20 protein-coding genes and 1 pseudogene are annotated in these 17,901 nt (G+C 29.0%); 1 reads left to right on the plus strand and 20 read right to left on the minus strand.

From position 1 onward, the window contains the following. From DY249_RS05385 to DY249_RS05470, 18 genes and pseudogenes are all read right to left on the minus strand, one after another. A complete protein-coding gene (locus tag DY249_RS05385; protein ID WP_044564910.1) occupies positions 1-864 on the minus strand; it encodes a VirB6/TrbL-like conjugal transfer protein, CD1112 family in 864 nt (287 codons plus the stop codon). 1 nt (position 865) lies between these two features. After that, positions 866-955, minus strand: a pseudogene (locus DY249_RS05390) (Maff2 family mobile element protein); the annotation flags it as partial. A gap of 1,040 nt (positions 956-1,995) precedes the next feature. Continuing rightward, on the minus strand, positions 1,996-2,127 hold the full coding sequence (locus DY249_RS05395; protein ID WP_115595444.1) for a Maff2 family mobile element protein: 132 nt from the start codon (positions 2,125-2,127) through the stop codon (positions 1,996-1,998). 3 nt (positions 2,128-2,130) lie between these two features. Beyond that, positions 2,131-2,451 (minus strand): hypothetical protein, encoded by a 321-nt coding sequence (locus DY249_RS05400; RefSeq protein ID WP_022620858.1) that lies wholly within the window; start codon positions 2,449-2,451, stop codon positions 2,131-2,133. Positions 2,452-2,657: 206 nt separating this feature from the next. Further along, a complete protein-coding gene (locus tag DY249_RS05405) occupies positions 2,658-3,005 on the minus strand; it encodes a type II toxin-antitoxin system RnlB family antitoxin (RefSeq protein ID WP_022620859.1) in 348 nt (115 codons plus the stop codon). Positions 3,006-3,034: 29 nt separating this feature from the next. After that, a complete protein-coding gene (locus DY249_RS05410; protein WP_115595445.1) occupies positions 3,035-4,513 on the minus strand; it encodes a ribonuclease H1 domain-containing protein in 1,479 nt (492 codons plus the stop codon). 181 nt (positions 4,514-4,694) lie between these two features. Next, on the minus strand, positions 4,695-6,467 hold the full coding sequence (locus DY249_RS05415) for a VirD4-like conjugal transfer protein, CD1115 family (RefSeq protein WP_115595446.1): 1,773 nt from the start codon (positions 6,465-6,467) through the stop codon (positions 4,695-4,697). Positions 6,468-6,537: 70 nt separating this feature from the next. Further along, positions 6,538-6,699, minus strand: a complete 162-nt coding sequence (locus DY249_RS05420) for a hypothetical protein (RefSeq protein WP_245943536.1) — start codon at positions 6,697-6,699, stop codon at positions 6,538-6,540. Positions 6,700-6,753: 54 nt separating this feature from the next. Continuing rightward, positions 6,754-7,038 carry a helix-turn-helix domain-containing protein gene (locus DY249_RS05425; RefSeq protein ID WP_010245412.1) on the minus strand — a complete coding sequence of 95 codons (285 nt, stop codon included), beginning with the start codon at positions 7,036-7,038 and terminating at the stop codon, positions 6,754-6,756. Beyond that, positions 7,031-7,390, minus strand: a complete 360-nt coding sequence (locus DY249_RS05430; protein WP_010245415.1) for a type II toxin-antitoxin system RelE/ParE family toxin — start codon at positions 7,388-7,390, stop codon at positions 7,031-7,033. Before DY249_RS05430 ends, DY249_RS05425 begins: the two co-directional genes overlap by 8 nt. Before the next feature lie 55 nt (positions 7,391-7,445). Continuing rightward, positions 7,446-7,937, minus strand: coding sequence for a PcfB family protein (locus DY249_RS05435; RefSeq protein WP_115595448.1), 492 nt, complete (start codon positions 7,935-7,937; stop codon positions 7,446-7,448). A gap of 14 nt (positions 7,938-7,951) precedes the next feature. After that, positions 7,952-8,809 (minus strand): ATP-binding protein, encoded by an 858-nt coding sequence (locus DY249_RS05440; protein ID WP_115595449.1) that lies wholly within the window; start codon positions 8,807-8,809, stop codon positions 7,952-7,954. Between the two features lie 14 nt (positions 8,810-8,823). Further along, positions 8,824-9,807 carry a replication initiator protein A gene (locus tag DY249_RS05445; RefSeq protein WP_115595450.1) on the minus strand — a complete coding sequence of 328 codons (984 nt, stop codon included), beginning with the start codon at positions 9,805-9,807 and terminating at the stop codon, positions 8,824-8,826. Between the two features lie 85 nt (positions 9,808-9,892). Beyond that, complete coding sequence (locus DY249_RS05450) at positions 9,893-10,183, minus strand: CD1845 family protein (protein WP_000587722.1); 291 nt, start codon at positions 10,181-10,183, stop codon at positions 9,893-9,895. Between the two features lie 65 nt (positions 10,184-10,248). Beyond that, complete coding sequence (locus DY249_RS05455; protein ID WP_174919109.1) at positions 10,249-10,809, minus strand: ATPase, T2SS/T4P/T4SS family; 561 nt, start codon at positions 10,807-10,809, stop codon at positions 10,249-10,251. Further along, on the minus strand, positions 10,809-12,338 hold the full coding sequence (locus DY249_RS05460; RefSeq protein ID WP_101540853.1) for a YifB family Mg chelatase-like AAA ATPase: 1,530 nt from the start codon (positions 12,336-12,338) through the stop codon (positions 10,809-10,811). Before DY249_RS05460 ends, DY249_RS05455 begins: the two co-directional genes overlap by 1 nt. 1 nt (position 12,339) lies before the next feature. Beyond that, positions 12,340-13,239, minus strand: a complete 900-nt coding sequence (locus DY249_RS05465; protein ID WP_101540854.1) for an RluA family pseudouridine synthase — start codon at positions 13,237-13,239, stop codon at positions 12,340-12,342. A 66-nt stretch (positions 13,240-13,305) separates the two neighbouring features. Then, on the minus strand, positions 13,306-14,637 hold the full coding sequence (locus tag DY249_RS05470) for a hypothetical protein (protein WP_115595451.1): 1,332 nt from the start codon (positions 14,635-14,637) through the stop codon (positions 13,306-13,308). Positions 14,638-14,784: 147 nt separating this feature from the next. On the opposite strand from DY249_RS05470, the gene DY249_RS05475 reads away from it, so the two are divergent. Beyond that, the gene (locus DY249_RS05475) at positions 14,785-15,612 is read left to right on the plus strand and encodes an exodeoxyribonuclease III (RefSeq protein WP_115595452.1); all 828 of its coding nucleotides are present in this window, start codon (positions 14,785-14,787) and stop codon (positions 15,610-15,612) included. A 35-nt stretch (positions 15,613-15,647) separates the two neighbouring features. On the opposite strand, the gene DY249_RS05480 is transcribed toward DY249_RS05475, so the two are convergent. Both DY249_RS05480 and DY249_RS05485 read right to left on the minus strand, forming a co-directional pair. Then, on the minus strand, positions 15,648-16,790 hold the full coding sequence (locus DY249_RS05480; protein WP_115595453.1) for a hypothetical protein: 1,143 nt from the start codon (positions 16,788-16,790) through the stop codon (positions 15,648-15,650). 56 nt (positions 16,791-16,846) lie between these two features. Then, positions 16,847-17,887 (minus strand): hypothetical protein, encoded by a 1,041-nt coding sequence (locus DY249_RS05485; protein WP_115595454.1) that lies wholly within the window; start codon positions 17,885-17,887, stop codon positions 16,847-16,849. Positions 17,888-17,901 lie beyond the last annotated feature (14 nt).

Genomic DNA, 17,901 nt, shown 5'->3' on the forward strand with positions numbered 1-17,901 from the left:
TTAATGTGCATTTAATATTGATTTTGCAATACTTCCAGATTTCATCATCGTAATTCCAAGTATTAATGTGTAGCCAAGTAGTTCAAAAATACTCTTGTGTATATCTGTTATACTTAAAGTCTTTACAAGAACTGCGTAAATACCTACACATATAAGCAAAAATAACCCTTGTAGTCCAAGAGCAAAAAGTCCTCTAATATAATTAGTTCCTATGCTCCCCCATTCTTTGTTTCCCATAGTGGCAAAAGGTATAGCACAAACAGATGTATAGATATATATTTCTATCATTCTTCCATAAAGTATTACCGTTATTAATACTGATATTCCTTGAATTATCATTTTTACTATAGAGGTTTCTATTACTACTGTCATAAGTTTTCCTATTGATTCATTTTTTAATGCTTCTGTCATAGCCGCTATGTCACCTGGTGAAACTTTTGAACTCACATTAGCTACTCCTGCTGCTTTTCCTATTAAACTTTGAGCTACATCAAATACTGCCATAGAAAATTCAAAAGCATGAGATACCAACCATACAGCTATCCACATTTTTATAATATATTTAAAGAAATCAAATGTATCTGTATCGTTCATATTATTCTTATTCATTACCATTTGAATTAACTCAATACATAAAACTGCAGTTATGATAAGACCTGCTATAGGAAGTATTACATTTTCACTTATTGACTTTATAAAGTGGAAAACTTCCGAGTTCCATCCACTCGGAGTTTTTCCAACTTCTGTTGCTATCGTAGATACTTTATCATTTATATCAAGAAGCATTCCACTTAAATTTTCCTTGATCATGTCTATAAGCATCTCCGAAAAAAACTCTTTAATCTTATCTACTATATTAAACATCTTATTTTAATACATTTGCTAAAAGTGGAATTAATTTAAGTCCAATAAGCACAATTCCTCCACCTGCCATAAGTTGCTTAATACCTTGAGATTTAGCTCCAGATTGCGATAGGTAAGCCTACAGTTTCAGTGTTTCCAGCTTTTCCCCCGCTTAGCACCGTGCATGCGACTTTCACCGCACACGGCGCCCTATCGCAAGAAAGATTTTCACGTTTTAATTAAGATTTACACACTTCTCAACAACTAATTATTTCTTTTAAATGGTCGGCAATCCTATCATTTCTCTAAGTTTATTACATTTCTCAATTTGCTTACCTGTTAAGGCAAGTTCTTTTACATATTTTAGAATTGTATCTTCTTTTGTTGCATGGATTAGTTTCTACTTTATTTTAGTATTTGTTTCGAAGTGGACACAGGCACCATCTCCTTTCGGATTTGATTTTCTTTGTCATACTCGAAGCTGTGTTTATCTTAATTTCAGTTCTTGTTCTTTCTTGTGACTAGTGGCTATCCCTCCACGAGCTTATTATTCTCGCTTCATAGGTACTATGCCACCACTTTCACCAAGATAAAAAATAGTTATATGATTTTTTTCTTATCATTTTCCCATTTAACACTTCATTAGCATTAGTCTGCCTCCATGTTCTTGGTTTACCACGTTCCAACAATCCTATCATTGAATACGTTTAGGTTCTTCCTCTAAGCCTGTGTTTAGCTCTCGCCTTATCGCCTGTAACGATATATGGACTTTCATAACAACCATTCTTACTAATCCACAAACACACCATCTTTGATGGTAATTGCCGTTAGACAAATTCAAACGTCTAGACTTGTACATTCGGAAGTGCGTCAGTGTTTTGGTATACACATTCTCACCATGCGTATTCGACACCCGGCATATAGGTAGCACCATTTACCTCTAAACAGGTTTCGTATAACTATATAGCTATTTACGGCTACTCTCTGCCGACTTCACCGAGCTTTTGACAATAAATTAGTCTAATATTTATTGCCAATCGGAGTATCAGTGTAGGCATTTCAGGGCGTTACTCCATCATTCTACCTATTAGATTGTTAGTTCTCCTAAGTTTCGAACTTTATGTCCTTAAACTTAGTGCATAAGCTTTTCACTTATGAACGTGTCGCACGGTTATCATTACCATAACCTTCCATTAGATTAATTACTCCCCAAGAACCAAGTCCAGCTCCAATCGCTGTTACTAATATCTTTAATACATTTACTGCTTGTGTGAAAAACTCCATTTTTTATTCCTCCTCTTTTTCTTCTTTATTTATTCTATTAATATGTTTTACAATAAAATTTTTGAATATTTTCTCCTCTTTTTTTACCTCTTTAAAATATCCAAATATATGAACATACTCACCGCTTTCGAAATCCTCTACTGTCTCTACTTTTTCTCCGTATAGATTGCAATAAATATATTCTTTTTTTGTTTTTCCATTTTCTTTAAATTTATTTACTACAGTAAAATTTGCTACTTCCCTTTTTCCTTCATTTGTATCTATTGTTGTTGTTTTTATTTCTCCAACTAAGTTTCCATTTATGTTTATCATTTCTCTTTCCATATCTTATTTTCTCCTTGATTTTTTTATGTTTTTTTCAAAAAAAGAACATCTATTTTTATTAGATGTCCTGATACTATAGCTATTTAATTTTTAAAGGAGAATCTCTTTCATTGTATATCTTCATGCAATCCTCCCATTTAGTATAAAAAAATACACCTAAAGTTTTTTATATTCTTTAGGTGTTTATATATTTTATGTTTTTTTATTTAAAATGTTGCTATTAACTCTTTCTGAGAATTTGTTAAAATTGAGTTTTTTAGCCATATTGGCTCTTTACTAATTATAGAATTAGCTTTGTTAATTATATTTTCATCTACTATGGGATATGAATATTTATTTAAGTTTATTGTTCCGTCTTTATTAATTTTTACTTCTAGAAACCTATAGCTATTCATTCCTGAGACTAAAGCAGTGTCGATTAAAACCTTATATTCAGATGAAGGAAGTAGCTTTATATTTTTTAAGCAAGTAGAAATTTTTTCTTTATAATCTAATAATGTTATTATCTTTTTATATCCTGATATATTTAAATCATTAATTAAATATTTTTCCATAAAACTTCCTCCTTTCTAAAGTTCCTCAATTAATTAAATACTTGATAAAACTCATTAATTAATTTTAAATTTGTAATAATTAATTCTCTTGCTGTTTTTAAATCTTCAATAACTTTAGTATCTATTGAATCCTGACTCCAATGTGAATAAGGATGCCTAATTCTATTATACGCATTATACAGCCTATTTAAATAATCTATCTGTATATCATTTAAGTTTACATGCCCTGAATTATAATAATATTCTTTAGTTGTATCATTTGTACTGAAGAAATGAAAATTATTTTTTCCTTTTTCATTCTCTGTATCTTTCTTTAGATAATCGTGTAAAATTTTATGCAGATAATATTCCATTGTCCTAAAAATAGGTGTTACTAAAAATGTAAAATCTGGTAAATCGGCTACTATCTTTGTACTAAATACAGCTGTTAACAAAGTATTTCTAACTTTTACGTCCTCTTCATTATCAGGAAAATCCGGCATTAACTGTGAAAAAGTATTTTCCAAGTCTGCCTTTTCTATATTAACCGCATGATAGGTATTTAAAACTTCTACTACAGCATTCTCTGTTGGCAATAATTCTATAGCATAAGATATCAATTTTTGAAATAAAGAACTTTGCTTGCCTTGAACGTATGATTTCTTTCCTTTATAGCAATTTATAACAAGTTTTTCGTTTTTTCTTTGAACTCTAATCTTATTTAAATAATCATTTACTCTATCTGACTTATACAATATATTTTCTTTTTCGTCTTCAAAATCATACTGTATTTCTTCAATTATGCGAATCCAATCTCTTTCATCAAGTCCAATAAAATAAACTGAGCCATCACTATAAGCCTTATACCCTTGTGCTAACAACGCATTTTTCGCCAAAGTATCAGCTTTTTCATTATAAGAAATCCCACTATGAGCTGGAACTTTACAAAATTCAATGTCAATTAGTAATTTTTTCTCTTCTATAAACTTTACATAATTTTTTGTTAAATCATTATTTGCTTTCCATTCAGAAGTTGCCCACTTCTCAATGCCTTCATAATCGTAGTAAATTGTAATTTTTTTCTTGTTATGACCTATTGCCCAAAGAATAACTTCTTTAACCCCACTTAATTCTCCTACAACATTTCTATACTTCAAATTATCTGTATCAACATAGGCCTTATATAAGTTGTTCTCTGTTTGATCTGATAGAATAACCGCTCCGAAAGAATATTTTTCTTTTCCACCAGCATTTTCTGAATAGCTTCCATCCACAAATGCAATTACTGAATCGTTTTCTAAATTTTCAATTTCTTTGGCTATTTGACTATTTAAATCTTTGATACTTTCTGATTCTATATCTGTTGTTGTATCAATCTCTTCAATGAATTTTATGGCTTCATCTTCCGTTAAAAATGATTTATACACCGCACCAGAAAATCCCTCAACTTGTTCTTTGGTTTGTTCCCATGTTCGATATATTCCTGGGTTTTTCCCTACTTTAACTGCGTAGTAAGTTTTCTTAGCCATATATTTTATACCCTCCTTTCCTATTTCAAAGTTATTTCTTAATATTCTATCTAAACTCAAATGACCCGACTTGGTCCGCATTGTTAAGAGGCGCGTCGGGTTCTATTACCATCATAATATATGATATGGTATGTTTTGTCAAGAACTTTATTTATACCTTAGACAATATTCAATTTTAATTTTATGCCTCTAAAACTTCAACTTCCATATCACTTTTTAATCTAATTCCATCCTTCTTCTTAAAATATTGTTCTATATCAAACACATTTTTCTTATCATAATCTTCAAGTAATTTATAATTTTTATGCTTAGTTATATCAAATTTATCAGAAAGAAATGGTCTCACTCCTCTTAGTTGATAAATGCATTTACCTCCATCCATTACAGTTATTTCATCTTGACTCATTAATTCTTTTCCAGTTTTTTGATAATTTAAACCAAAACTTTTTTGATTTGATCTAGTTTCCGACGTATTATATAAATCTATTGTTTCTTTGCCTAAACTTTCAGATAGCTCTTTTAAGGTTGTCCTTTCTTTGCCACCTAAAAATAATGTGGAATCACAATTGCCTACTATGGTATCCGCATTATCTTTATAAATTGCTTTTAGTTGAGACTGAGCTTGCAAAATAATGCAAGCTGATATTTCTCTGCTTCTAATTGTGGCAATTAGCTTTTCAAACTTTGGAATCTGACCTATATTGCTAAACTCATCAAGTAGACATCTTACATGAACTGGAAGTCTTCCACCATACTCATCATCTGCCTTATCACATAATAGATTAAATAACTGAGAATACATTATTGATACTACAAAGTTAAAGGTATCATCTGTATCTGATATTATTACGAATAAAGCAGTTTTTCTATCTCCAATTTTATCAAGCTCTAATTCATCTTCGCTCATTAAGCCCCTTAATTCTTCGATATCAAATGGTGCAAGTCTTGCTCCACAAGAAATAAGAATAGATTTAGCAGTCTTACCCGCAGCAAGTTTGTATTTTTTGTATTGTTTTACTGCAAAATGATCTGGCTTTTCTTTTTCTAAAGCTTCAAACATATAATCAACAGCATTTTTAAAATTTTCATCTTCTTCTCTAACTTCTGATGCATCTATCATAGCTAACAAGGTTGAAAAATTTTGTTCTTCTTTTGGTGCTTCATAGTAAATATAACCGATGAGGGCAGTATAATAGAGCTTTTCTGCCTTAATCCAAAAATCTTCAGTTGACTTTTCACCTTCACCTTTTGTGTTTGCAATGATTGTTTGCACCAATTTGAGTATATCTTTTTCACTTCTAATGTAAGCGAATGGATTGTACTTCATAGACTTTTTAAAGTTAATGGTATTTAAAATTTTAATCTCGTATCCATTTTTTTCTAGCATTTTCCCACATTCTAATACTAATGTTCCTTTAGGATCAGTAACTACATAAGACGAATGCATTTGCATGAGATTTGGCTTTACGAAAAATCTTGTCTTCCCTGAACCAGAACCACCAATGACAAGCACATTTTTATTTCTTGCATATTTAGGGTTCTGAGGGCGATTATTTATTGTAAGTCTCTCTGTTTGAGTAAGTAGAATGTTATTTTCAAACTTTTTATCAATATATGGCTCTATATCTTTTTCATTTCCCCATCTTGCAGATCCATACTCTTTACCTTCTCTAAATTTTTTTGCTTTTTTCTTCTTTTGTATTAAAACCAATTTAATAATTAATGCTAGTATTAACCCTGCTAATATATTTCTTATTTTAAACGAAAGAAAATAATTTAAACTATCAATTTGACTAGAGGCTACCATAATTCTATCTAATATATCTCCTCCTTCATAGGAGTTTATATGGCTAGCTAGTATATTTCCTATATAAAAAAATACGAGATATGGAAGATTTTCTAAAATAAATCTTTTCTTATCTCGTATGTGAAATACATTCTTTATATCTTTCATTACTTCATTAAGTATTTTCGTCTTGTTCACTCCCTTTCTAAAAAATTAATAACTCTTTTATCAGTTTTGTTTATTTTTTATACCTTACTACTGGAACTTGTTTTACCTTTTTACCTATTCTTTTTCTTTCCAAAGCAAAAATCATATCTTCACTTCTTTCAAAATATCCTAACTTTTTATGATAACTCATTCCACATTTACAATGTAATAAGCCTATAAACTGTTGTCTCATTTCTCCTTTACATCTAGGACATATTTTTTTCTTCATCATTTTATTACTTATATGTTATATTTTACTTTCAAAGGTAACTTTCAATTTCTTTCCTAATGCATCTGCAAGTCTATCCAAGGTTTTAATAGAAGGATTAGCATTACCATTTTCTATTTTACTAATATCCCCTTGGGCAATACCTGTCATATCTGAGAGTTCTCTTTGAGTAAGGTGATTCTCATTTCTTCCATCTATCATAGCCTTTATTATTTGAAATTCCACCTCTAAATTATCCCATTCTTTTTTAAATTCGGGATTTTCCATTTCTTCCTTTAAGGTATCTCTAAAATTTTTACTCATTTTTATAACTCCTTCTCTGATAATCTTCCCTATATTGCTTGGCTAATTTAATTTCTGACCTTGGTGTTTTTTGTGTTTTCTTTATAAATCCATTAGTCAATATCACTTTGTTTCCTATGACAAAAAAATATAGAACTCTTGTTATGTTTTTTCCTAGTTTCACTCTTAACTCAAATATTCCATCTTCTAAATGTTTTGAATATGGCTCTCTAAGTTGATTCCCCTTTATTTCTAAGAGTTCTAAGTTTCTAAATACTTTAGCCCTCATTTTTATATCCAAAGATAAGAGGAATTCTTCTACTGGATAGCTTCCATCTTCCTTTTCATAATATTCAACTATAAATTGATTCATTCTATCTTTTCACTTTCATTTTATAGGATATATCCTATATTGTCAATCTTTTCCCTTATAAACTTTGCTCTTGATGTTTATGCTTAACCTTATCCTTATCCGTTGTAGCTTTTACTTTCTCTTTGAAGTTAGCTAATTTTTCTATAACAGATTCTTTTTTCATGGACTTTTCTTGAGTAAATTTATATACAGTTTTCTTAAAGGCTTGTTCCATTATCTTTTCATCTTTTGCTTGAAAAAATATAATATTATTTCCGCTTTCCAAATCTTTTTTTATTGAAAATTTAACTCCATATCTTTTTAATTCTCTTTTTAAAGTCCTTAAATCTATATCATTAAGCTCTAAGGTTTCTACTTTTCCTTTTTTTACCAGATCTTTTACTTTAACTTTCTTAAATTTACTAATTGCCCCTGTCTTTTCTAAGCTTGCTTTTTGCTTATTTATTTCTAATATTTTTTTCATTAAGTTTATAACTTGCTTAGCTGTTACTACTCCAGCTTTTTTCATTATGGCAATTGTTCTACTATTGACATCGTCATTTTGCATTTACTCACCTACTTTCATTTATTTTTTAATATTCCATAGGCTAATTTCGATTTTTCTTTCATTTTTTCTATTCTTCTGTTTTTCCCCGTAAATATGATCGGGCTACATATTTCAAGTATTCTTGAGTAAATTCTTTTATCTTTTATTGTTTGAGGGTTTGTTAAGGCTGATATACTTAAATTCGTAGTTATAATCAGAGGTTTACCTACTCTATATCTACTATCGATGATATTAAAGATGTGTTCTGCTGCAAAAGCTGTGTCTCTTTCCATTCCAAAGTCATCTATAATAAGTAGTTGCTTATTATTTAGCTTTTCAATATATTTACTTTTGTCAATTTCAAAGTTTGTCATATCATTTAAAATTACTGAAAAGTTTGTCATCTTAACTTTTATTTCTTTTTCTAAAAGACTATTAGCTATGGAACTTGCAAGATAAGTTTTTCCACATCCTACATCTCCTGTTAAAATTAAACCTATATTATTTATATATATATCATCAAATTTTTCTACATAATTTCTTGCTACTTCTTCATGTTCGCTGTCTTTATCCATGTTAGCAAAGTTCCAATTTAAAAGTATAGGATCATCAAAGCATTCTTTTTTTAATCTATCAATCTTTAAAAGATGATTAATCTTCTGCCTTTCTTCTTCCTGCTGTTTTTGTTTTTCTTGTTTACACTTACATAAAATAGGTACTTTTTTTCTTTTTCCTAAAAAGTCAATTTCTTTTTCCATTGGACTTTTACAATGTGAGCAATATTTTAGTCCTGTTTTTTGATCTATATAACTTTCATTATTGTCTTTTTTTGAAGAATATATTTTTTCTAATGGTTCTATATTGTTTTCTAAAATATCTCTAATTGATTCCATAGAAATTTCGCCTCCTATTTCGTATTTAAAAATTCTTGCCAGATATCTTCATCCCTACTATAGTCATATTTTTTATTGTTATTATTACTGCCTTTTATAATTTCCATATTTTTAATATTTTCATCTGCATTACATAAGAGTGTAAGCAAGTAAGCGTTTATGTTTCTTATATCTTTAGGTGCGTTTTCTTTTAAATATGTCAATACATAATCTATATGCTTATAGTTTAGATTTAGAATCTTTTCTTTTAACTTTTTATGATCTATCTTCTGCCCACCTATGTGAAAGCTTTTAGAATTATTTAATGCTCTTACCAGAACATTTATAATTACATCTACTTGTTTCTTATCTTCTATTCTTGATTCTTCAAATATTTCATAAGATATATTATTTTTAATCTTTTCTTTTAATTTTGCCTCCTCCAAAATTGTTCTATCTAAATTTTCTTCTTCATCTTTTAAGAATGCTATGGAGGTGGTATTATTAAAATCAGTATTACTAATATCAGTATTATTAATATTAGTATTATTAGAGTCCTCTTTTAAAACTTCTTGAGATTTATTATTGAAACTTCTTGAAGTTTGATTTTTAAACTTCTGCAAGTTTACTTTTAAAACTTCTGTAGGTTTATTGTTTCCTGTGTATATAAAGTTCTTTACATAAAGTAGATTTGGCTTGCCAAGTCCCTGTCTCTTTTTTTCTAATAGTCCTATTTCTTCAATTTCTTTCATTATCTTAACGGACTTATTTCTACCCCAATTTAACACTTCCATAATTTCTTCTATGGTGTAGATGATATATACTTTATTTGCCTCATCTAACCATTTATTTTTTAGTGACAAACTCATTCTATCTAATAAAATTCCATATAAGACTTTAGCTTCTACTGACATACTATTAAAATATTGATTAGTAAATAAAGATTTTGGAATTCTAAAAAACGAATATTGTTCTGCTTCATTACCATAGTAATATTCAAATTCTACTATTTCTTTCATCTTACACCCCCTTTCTTAGTACAGAAAAAGAGACAGCATATCTTAATTTGCTATCTCTTCTTGAATTAATTTTTATGTTTTGTTTTTATATTAATTTTATTTTTTCATTCACCTCTTCTATTAATTCTACTACAACATATCCTAACGCTGGAATTCCATAAGGACTAAAAAGAAATGCTAATATAATGGCTTCAACTGCAAGATTTTTTTCTCCGTTAATAACAGATCCTAAAAAACCCATTATTGCAATAAAAGATATTAATTTAAAAAATACCGTACTAAGTCCCAATATAAAAGTTAAAAACATAGCAATAATACTTAGTGCTATACTAATAGGAAAAAGTATGATTTTAAAAATCACTCTAACTATTATCATATCCTCTTCAATCCTTTTTACCTAAATTAAATTTATTTTGTGAATTCAACAAAAAGATGACAGACTCAAAGTAAAATCATCTTGTTTAAAAATTTTGTGGAAGCCTTTAAACCTTGATTTAACTTAATTATTGTATCTGTCACTATTATACTATTCTCCCCTGAACCTGTGGGTCCTGAAAAAATTATCATTCCTGATCGATTTTTTAAAGCTTCACTAATAGAATCCTTAGATTCTTTAGTAAATCCTAATAAATTCGCATTTGATCTAAATTCTCCTAAGGATAAGATTCTGATTACTAACTTTTCTCCATTTATGGTCCCAATAACAGATACTCGAAAATCTATACTTGGATAAGCTTTTAACTTTAAGTTTTGATCTTGGGGTCTACGATGTTCACTAATATCCATATTTGCTAAGAGTTTTATTTTAGAAACTACCATTTCATAATTTTTTCTAGTAATTCTTAAAACTTCATCTAGTCTGCCATCTACCCTAAATCTTATACGCCCATAGTTTTCTTCTGGTTCAATGTGAATGTCACTTGCCCTATAAAATAGAGCATAGTCAAATAAATCATATACAAATTTATCTATATTTATAGCAATATCACGTTGATCTACCATTATTCTCCCCAATATTTTCCCTCAAGTGTTCTATATCTTACTGCTTCTAGTAAGTGTTTTTGTTCGATGTTTTCACTATCATCCAAATCCGCAATAGTTCTTGCCATTTTTATAATTTTATTAAAGCTTCTTACAGAAAAATTATATTTATTAAAAGCCACCTTTGCTATTTTTTCTACATCAGGACTAAGTTTTATATATTTTTTCATTAAAGCTGTGGAAAGTTCTGAATTTGCTGATACTTTTTCAGCTTTATATCTTTCTTCTTGGATTTTTCTTGCCTTTACTACCTCTTCTTTTAATTCTTTAGAAGATTTAGAAGGAGCATCACTTTTTAAATCATCATATTTTACAGGTGAAATTTCTATATGTATATCAATTCTATCTAAAATTGGTGCAGAAATTTTATTTAAGTATCTTCTAATTTCATTTTGTGAGCAAGTACATTCCTTTAATGGATTGCCATAATTACCACAAGGACATGGATTCATAGCTGCTATTAATATAAAATCTGAAGGATATTTTAAACTTGCTTGAGCTCGAGATATATTTATTTCTCTGTTTTCCAAAGGCTCTCTAAGTGCCTCAATGGTTTTCTTGTTAAATTCTGGAAACTCATCTAAGAATAAAACACCCCTGTGAGCCAGAGAAATTTCTCCAGGCTTTGGTATAGAATGACCTCCACCGATCAATGCTACTTCGCTTGCAGAGTGGTGGGGAGATCTAAATGGTCTATCATTAACCAATCGGCCCTTATCTAAAAGACCCATAATAGAATATATTTTAGTTACTTCTACTTTTTCATCAAAACTCATATCAGGCAAAATAGTTGGCAAATGTTTTGCAGAAAAAGTCTTACCACTTCCTGGCGGCCCTATCATTAAAACATTGTGACTACCAGCAGCTGCAATTTGCAAAGCGCGTTTTAAACTTTCTTGTCCCTTAAGATCAGAAAAATCTAAATCATAAGATACTTCATCATTTAACTTTGAAAGATCAACCTTATATGCTTTTACTTCACTTTCTTTATTTAAAAATGAAACTATACCATTTAAATTTTTAAATGGTAGAATTTCTACATCGCTTATAATTGCGCATTCATCTTTATTTTCGTCAGCTATTATAAATTTAGAAAATCCAAGTTCTCTCATAGAAATAACCATAGCAAGAGCTCCTTTTACTGGCATAATACGTCCATCTAAGGCTAGTTCACCTAAAAATATATAGTCATCATATTTATAAGTTATGACTCCCATAGAATTTAATAAGGAAATAGCTATTGGCAAATCTAATTGAGTTCCTTCTTTTTTTAGATCAGCTGGTGATAAATTTACTGTAATTCTACCTGGTGGAAATGAATAACCAGAATTACTAATGGCTACTCTTACCCTTTCTTTTGACTCTTTTATTGATGAGTCAGGTAAACCAACTATCAAAAATGCTGGCAATCCAGAAGTTATGTCACTCTCTACTTCTACCAGATTTCCAGACAGTCCTATAAGCGAACAAGTGTTTGTTTTTGAATACATTTTAGTCTCCAAGTCCTAAGACATTTTGATATTTTAAAAAAATTGCATGAGGATCTGCTTTAAAGCTTATATATTGACCATTTTGGTCAGTAAATCCTATAAATCTACAATGCAATAATTGATGATCTAGGTTAAAGTTTGTTTTTACATTTCCATAAACTGGATCTCCTACAAGAGGATGATTTATATCAGTCATATGAACTCTAATTTGATGAGTTCGACCTGTTATTATATGGATTTTTACTAATGAATATCCTTCTACTTCCTTTATGACTTCATATTCACTAATAGCAATACGACCAGATGATCTAACTGCCATTTTTCTACGATTATTAATATCTCTATCCATATAATTTTCTATTCTACCAGACTTTTTATCAAAATTTCCATGAACTATAGCTATATACTCTTTATCAACTTTTCTAGTTTCAAAAAGAGTTTTCATATATTTATAAGAATCATTATTTTTTGTAATCACCATTAGTCCGGTTGTATCTTTATCAAGTCTATGGACTATACCTGGTCTGTCATCTCCTCCAATATGGGATAGACCTTCATATCCATATTTATCTAACAATCCATTAACTAAAGTTCCAGAAATAATTGAACCTGCAGGATGAACTATTACATTTTCATCCTTATCTATAACTGCATAATCATCATTTTCATAAACTATCTTTAAAGCCATAGGCTCTGGCTTTATTTCAGGAACTTCAAAAAGTTCATCATCTATGTCAATTTCGTCATCTACTTCTAATTTATAGCTTGGTTTTATAGCTTTATTATTTACTTTTATTTTTTTATTTTTTATAAAAGTCTTAATTTTTTCACGAGGAATTTCTTCAAATTCATCAGATATATATTTATCAACTCTTATACTTTCAAATGCTTGTAATTTCATAGTTTTATTATAGCATAGATCTTTACATAAAAAAACGCAGGCACTTTGCCTGCATTATAAAATAGATTATTTATTTTTTTTGCTAGACACAACTCCTGCTCCCGCTAGCATAGCTGTAATAGCAATTGGAGCTATTGAACTAATACCTGTGCTTGGATTTCCAAAAACCGATTTTTTATCTTTTTTGGTTTCTTCTACTCCTGCAGCCTTAGTATTTTCTTTTTTATCTATTTTAGATTTTTTGTCATCTACAGATTTATATTCTGTAGTTTCTGCTTTCACATCTTTATTTTCTTTAATATTATCTATTGCATATCTCAAATTTTTACTAGCTTCATCTACTTCTTCTTGTCTAGCATCAGTTTTTTTTAATAGTTCTTTAGCTTTTGTAAAGGCATCTAGCAAATTATCTGCACTTTCTTGTGTATAAGTTTGGTCTTCAAAAACATAATTAGATGCTTCATCAATTATTTTGTTTAATTCACTATAATCAGCTTTTAAATTAGGATCTTCTTTTTTCATCCATTTTTCAACATTTTGTATTTGGGTCATCTCATCACCCCTATTATTGTAGGTTATTAAATATCTATCACCTATTTTAGCGTTTTTATCTTCTAATTTGTCTAAATATGTCCTATACGTTTTTTGACCATCTCTTATTTCTTTAAGTAAAGCTTCTTTACCATCCTTGCTATCACGAATTTCTATTAATTCAAATTCCTTGCTTTGCCAATTTTCTACAGTTTCTCCGCTTAATTTTTCTACTCTATAAATTTCTCCAAATTGTCCAGGATATGATTCCATCACAATACCATCCCAGTAAATTTTGTACCTATCTCCTACATGAACATCTGAATCTCGTAAGTCATCGAAAGATACTGAAAATAAATTATTCTCATCTCCTACTTCAAAAACATCTGCAGCCTTATTTACTGGATCATTTGCAAAAACTTCACTAACTTCTACATCAATTATATCGTTATTTTCTGGAATCTTATCTTTATCAATATTTACTGGTTTTTCGTATTTTTGAATTAAAGTTAGATCTTCTTTTTTTATATCATCTTTTTTTAGTTGCTTTATATTTTTGTGACTTTTTATTTGATACTCGTCTTTTAAACTTATATCATCCTCAAAAAAGTCTTGGTCTAATACTAAATTAGTATTCTGATCATCAGCACTAATTACAACAGAGTCATCTCGATTTTCCCCTACATATGATAAGGTAACTTGATTTTCACTTATATCTGTTACATTAAATATATAATCATTCTCTTCTGTCAGATTTACTTTCGCTTGTTCATTTTCTACTTTACTATTCTCGCTTGCATAAACCTTAGGATTTATTGCAAATAAAAATGTAAAACTAATTCCTAGTGCTAATATTTTATTTTTCATAAAATCCTCCTAAATATTATTATAAGAATATTACCCTCATTTGCTCAAAAAAAACATATTTCACCCAAATTTCATTTATTTAAACTTGAAATAATTATTATTAAATTTTATAATGGCTTTAAGTAGAATTATATAAAGGAGATTAATTTGAAATTTATTTCATGGAATATAGACTCACTCAATGCAGCATTGACTAGTGATTCAAATAGAGCTGTTATGACTCGTGAAGTTTTTAATACTATAAAAAAAGAAGATCCTGATGTTATAGCTTTTCAAGAAACAAAGCTTCCTCAAACAGGCTTATCAAAAAAACATAAAGTAAAATTAGCGGAATTTTTCCCAGATTACAATTATGTGCATGTAAATTCATCCGAAGGAGCACGCAAATCATATGCAGGATGTATGACACTTTTTAAAAAAGACTTAGATATAAATAGTAATTTTCCCATTATAGATGCTCCAGAACCAATGGATCTTGAGGGTAGAATGGTCACTTTAGAATTTGATGATTTTTATTTTACTCAAGTTTATACACCAAATGCTGGAAATGAATTGGCAAGACTAGCTGATAGACAAGTTTGGGATAAGCAATATGCAAAATATTTATCAAAATTAGATAAAGAAAAACCAGTTATTGCCGCAGGTGATTTTAATGTTGCTCATACTCCTATCGATCTTGCTCATCCTGAAAATAATCATAGATCAGCTGGTTTTACAGATGAAGAACGTGAAGGATTTACCCATATTCTAAGTAAAGGATTTATAGATACATTTAGACATTTAAACGGGGATGTGGAAGGTAAATATACTTGGTGGGCACAAAGAGTTAAAACAAGTAAAATTAATAATTCTGGCTGGAGAATAGATTATTTTTTAGTTAGTGATAGGATAAAGTATAAGGTTAGCCGCTCAGATATGATCGACTCAGGAAAAAGGCAAGATCATACCCCAATAGTCTTAGAAATCGATATATAAAAAAACCCTTGTGAGTATATCACAAGGTTTTTTTTCTATTCTTTAGTATTTTTAGAAAGGATGCCAGCAGCTGCTCCTACTCCTACTATTCCAAGTGAAGAAAAAACACCTGTCTTTGGGTTTAAGCCGGCTAATTTATTTGCATTTATATTTTTATTTGTAGAATTTATTTTGCTATTACCTGTATTTTTCTTTGTATTAATTTTTTCTTTAGAAAATTCTGAAGTTTTTTTAGATGGTTTTTGTTCAATTTCTTTCTTATTTATATTTTTTTTAGTATCGCTTTCTTTATTGTTTATTTTACGAACCTTTATATCACCAACAAATTGTGCAGGAATTGATTTGGTTGCTAGGCCTGTATGTGTTATTTTCAATTGATCTCCGATAGCTAAATCTAAAGTTTTTGTATCTTCTTTGCTGATATAATATTTATTATCTTTGTTAGATTTTTCGTGGATATTGTATCCTTTTTCTGTAATTTCATCAACTATGAAAGTTTCAGTAATTGTTTCTTCGTTTTCATTTTTTTCAGTTTTTTCTTTTTCACATTTTTTAAGATCAAATATTTTTCCAAATTGTGCTGGATTTGATTCAAGTACTACTCCATTATGAGTTATTTCTAATTGATCTCCAACAATTAGATCCATATTATTCGCATCTTTTTTGCTAATAATGTATTTATTATCTTTATTTTTTGTATCAGCAATTGTATATCCATCTTCATTTACTTTTTCTACTACAAATTGCTCTGTGATGAGTTCTTCTTTTACATCTTCATTTTCTTTGTTATCTGACTTTTCTTCTTTTTCAATTGAATAAATTGTTCCAAATTGTGCTGGATTTGATGGCATTATAATATCATCATGGTTGATTTTATATAAGTCACCAACATTTATATCTTTTTCTGCAAATTTTTCTTTTGGAACATTATATTCTGCCCCGTTATAACTTGGAATAGAATTACCATCTACAGTTTGTACAAATTTTAAAGTAACTGTGTTTTCAAAAACTTCACTTACTTCGTATAAGTCAGTTTGACTTACTTTTTCATCTCTTGCTTGACTAGTAATTTCTATTTTATTGTCTTTATTAATAATTTGATCATTTTCGCTAGCTGCAAATATGTTTGCACTTGGTAGTACAAGCAATGCTAGTGCTAAGGTTGCTATTTTTTTCATATTATACCTCCTCATATTCATATGATAACAAATGGAATGTTAAGATCAAGTTAATTTTATTTTATTTTTTTTAGAGCCTTTTGTACTATTTGATCAGATTGATCTAATGATGCTCTAAGCTGTTTCTCTATAGATTTTGATGCATTTGGATAGTCATTCAATAATTTTTTACCAGCATTTGCCATAATCATATTATCATATGTTTTCAGGGCTAGAGTCTTATCTTTGTCGCTTTCTAATTTTTTGTCATATTTTATTTGTATTATTTTAATTATGGCTTTGGATTCATCATTTTCTAATCGTTCTTTATCTGTTAGTAAAAGTTTGTATCCTTTATTAATAATCGCATCTGATTTTTTAATTGAATAACTTAGCTTATCCTTATATTCCTTATTCATTGATGGTAGATTTGAAATAAGAGTTCTAGCAGCTTCTGCTTCTACTAAGTTGTCAAATAACTTGTTTGCCAAAACTTTTTGTGAATCTTCTTCTGAGATGTCATCTTTATCATCTGTAAACTTTTCTATTTTATAAACTGCTGGTATAAACATTTCTTCATAGCCATTTGTTGGAAACCAATGCCATAGTTTTATTTCATCTCCAACTTTTAAAGAAGCTCCATCAAATTCAGATAATTCTGCTAAGAATTTTGAGTTTTTAAACATAGTTCCTGTTTTCCCACCACCTGATAGATAGGAAAGTTCTATTTCATTTTTTCCTTTATTTATATTTTTCACTTTATAACTTGCACTGTATACCTCTGCTGGCATTTTATCTTTTGGAAAATCTGATCTAACAAATATTTGTGTGTAATAATCCATATCTACAATTATAGTATTTGGATCTTTCCCTTTTTTATATCTTACATCTGGCCTGCCATTAAAATATTTATCATTAATTAGACCATCATACTTATTAAGACCTCTTTGTGTTCCTACATATCCACTATCATAGTATTTTTTACCATTTACATTTATGGATTCATTTTTATTAAAAGATATTGGTTTTGTATACACTGGATAAGAATCTGCATCTACCTTATTAATTGGAATTAATAATATTGATGCAGCAAGGACTACTTTTACTAATTTTTTCATTTTAATCTCCTTCA

Source organism: Anaerococcus octavius (assembly GCF_900445265.1).
Classification (GTDB): domain Bacteria; phylum Bacillota; class Clostridia; order Tissierellales; family Peptoniphilaceae; genus Anaerococcus; species Anaerococcus octavius.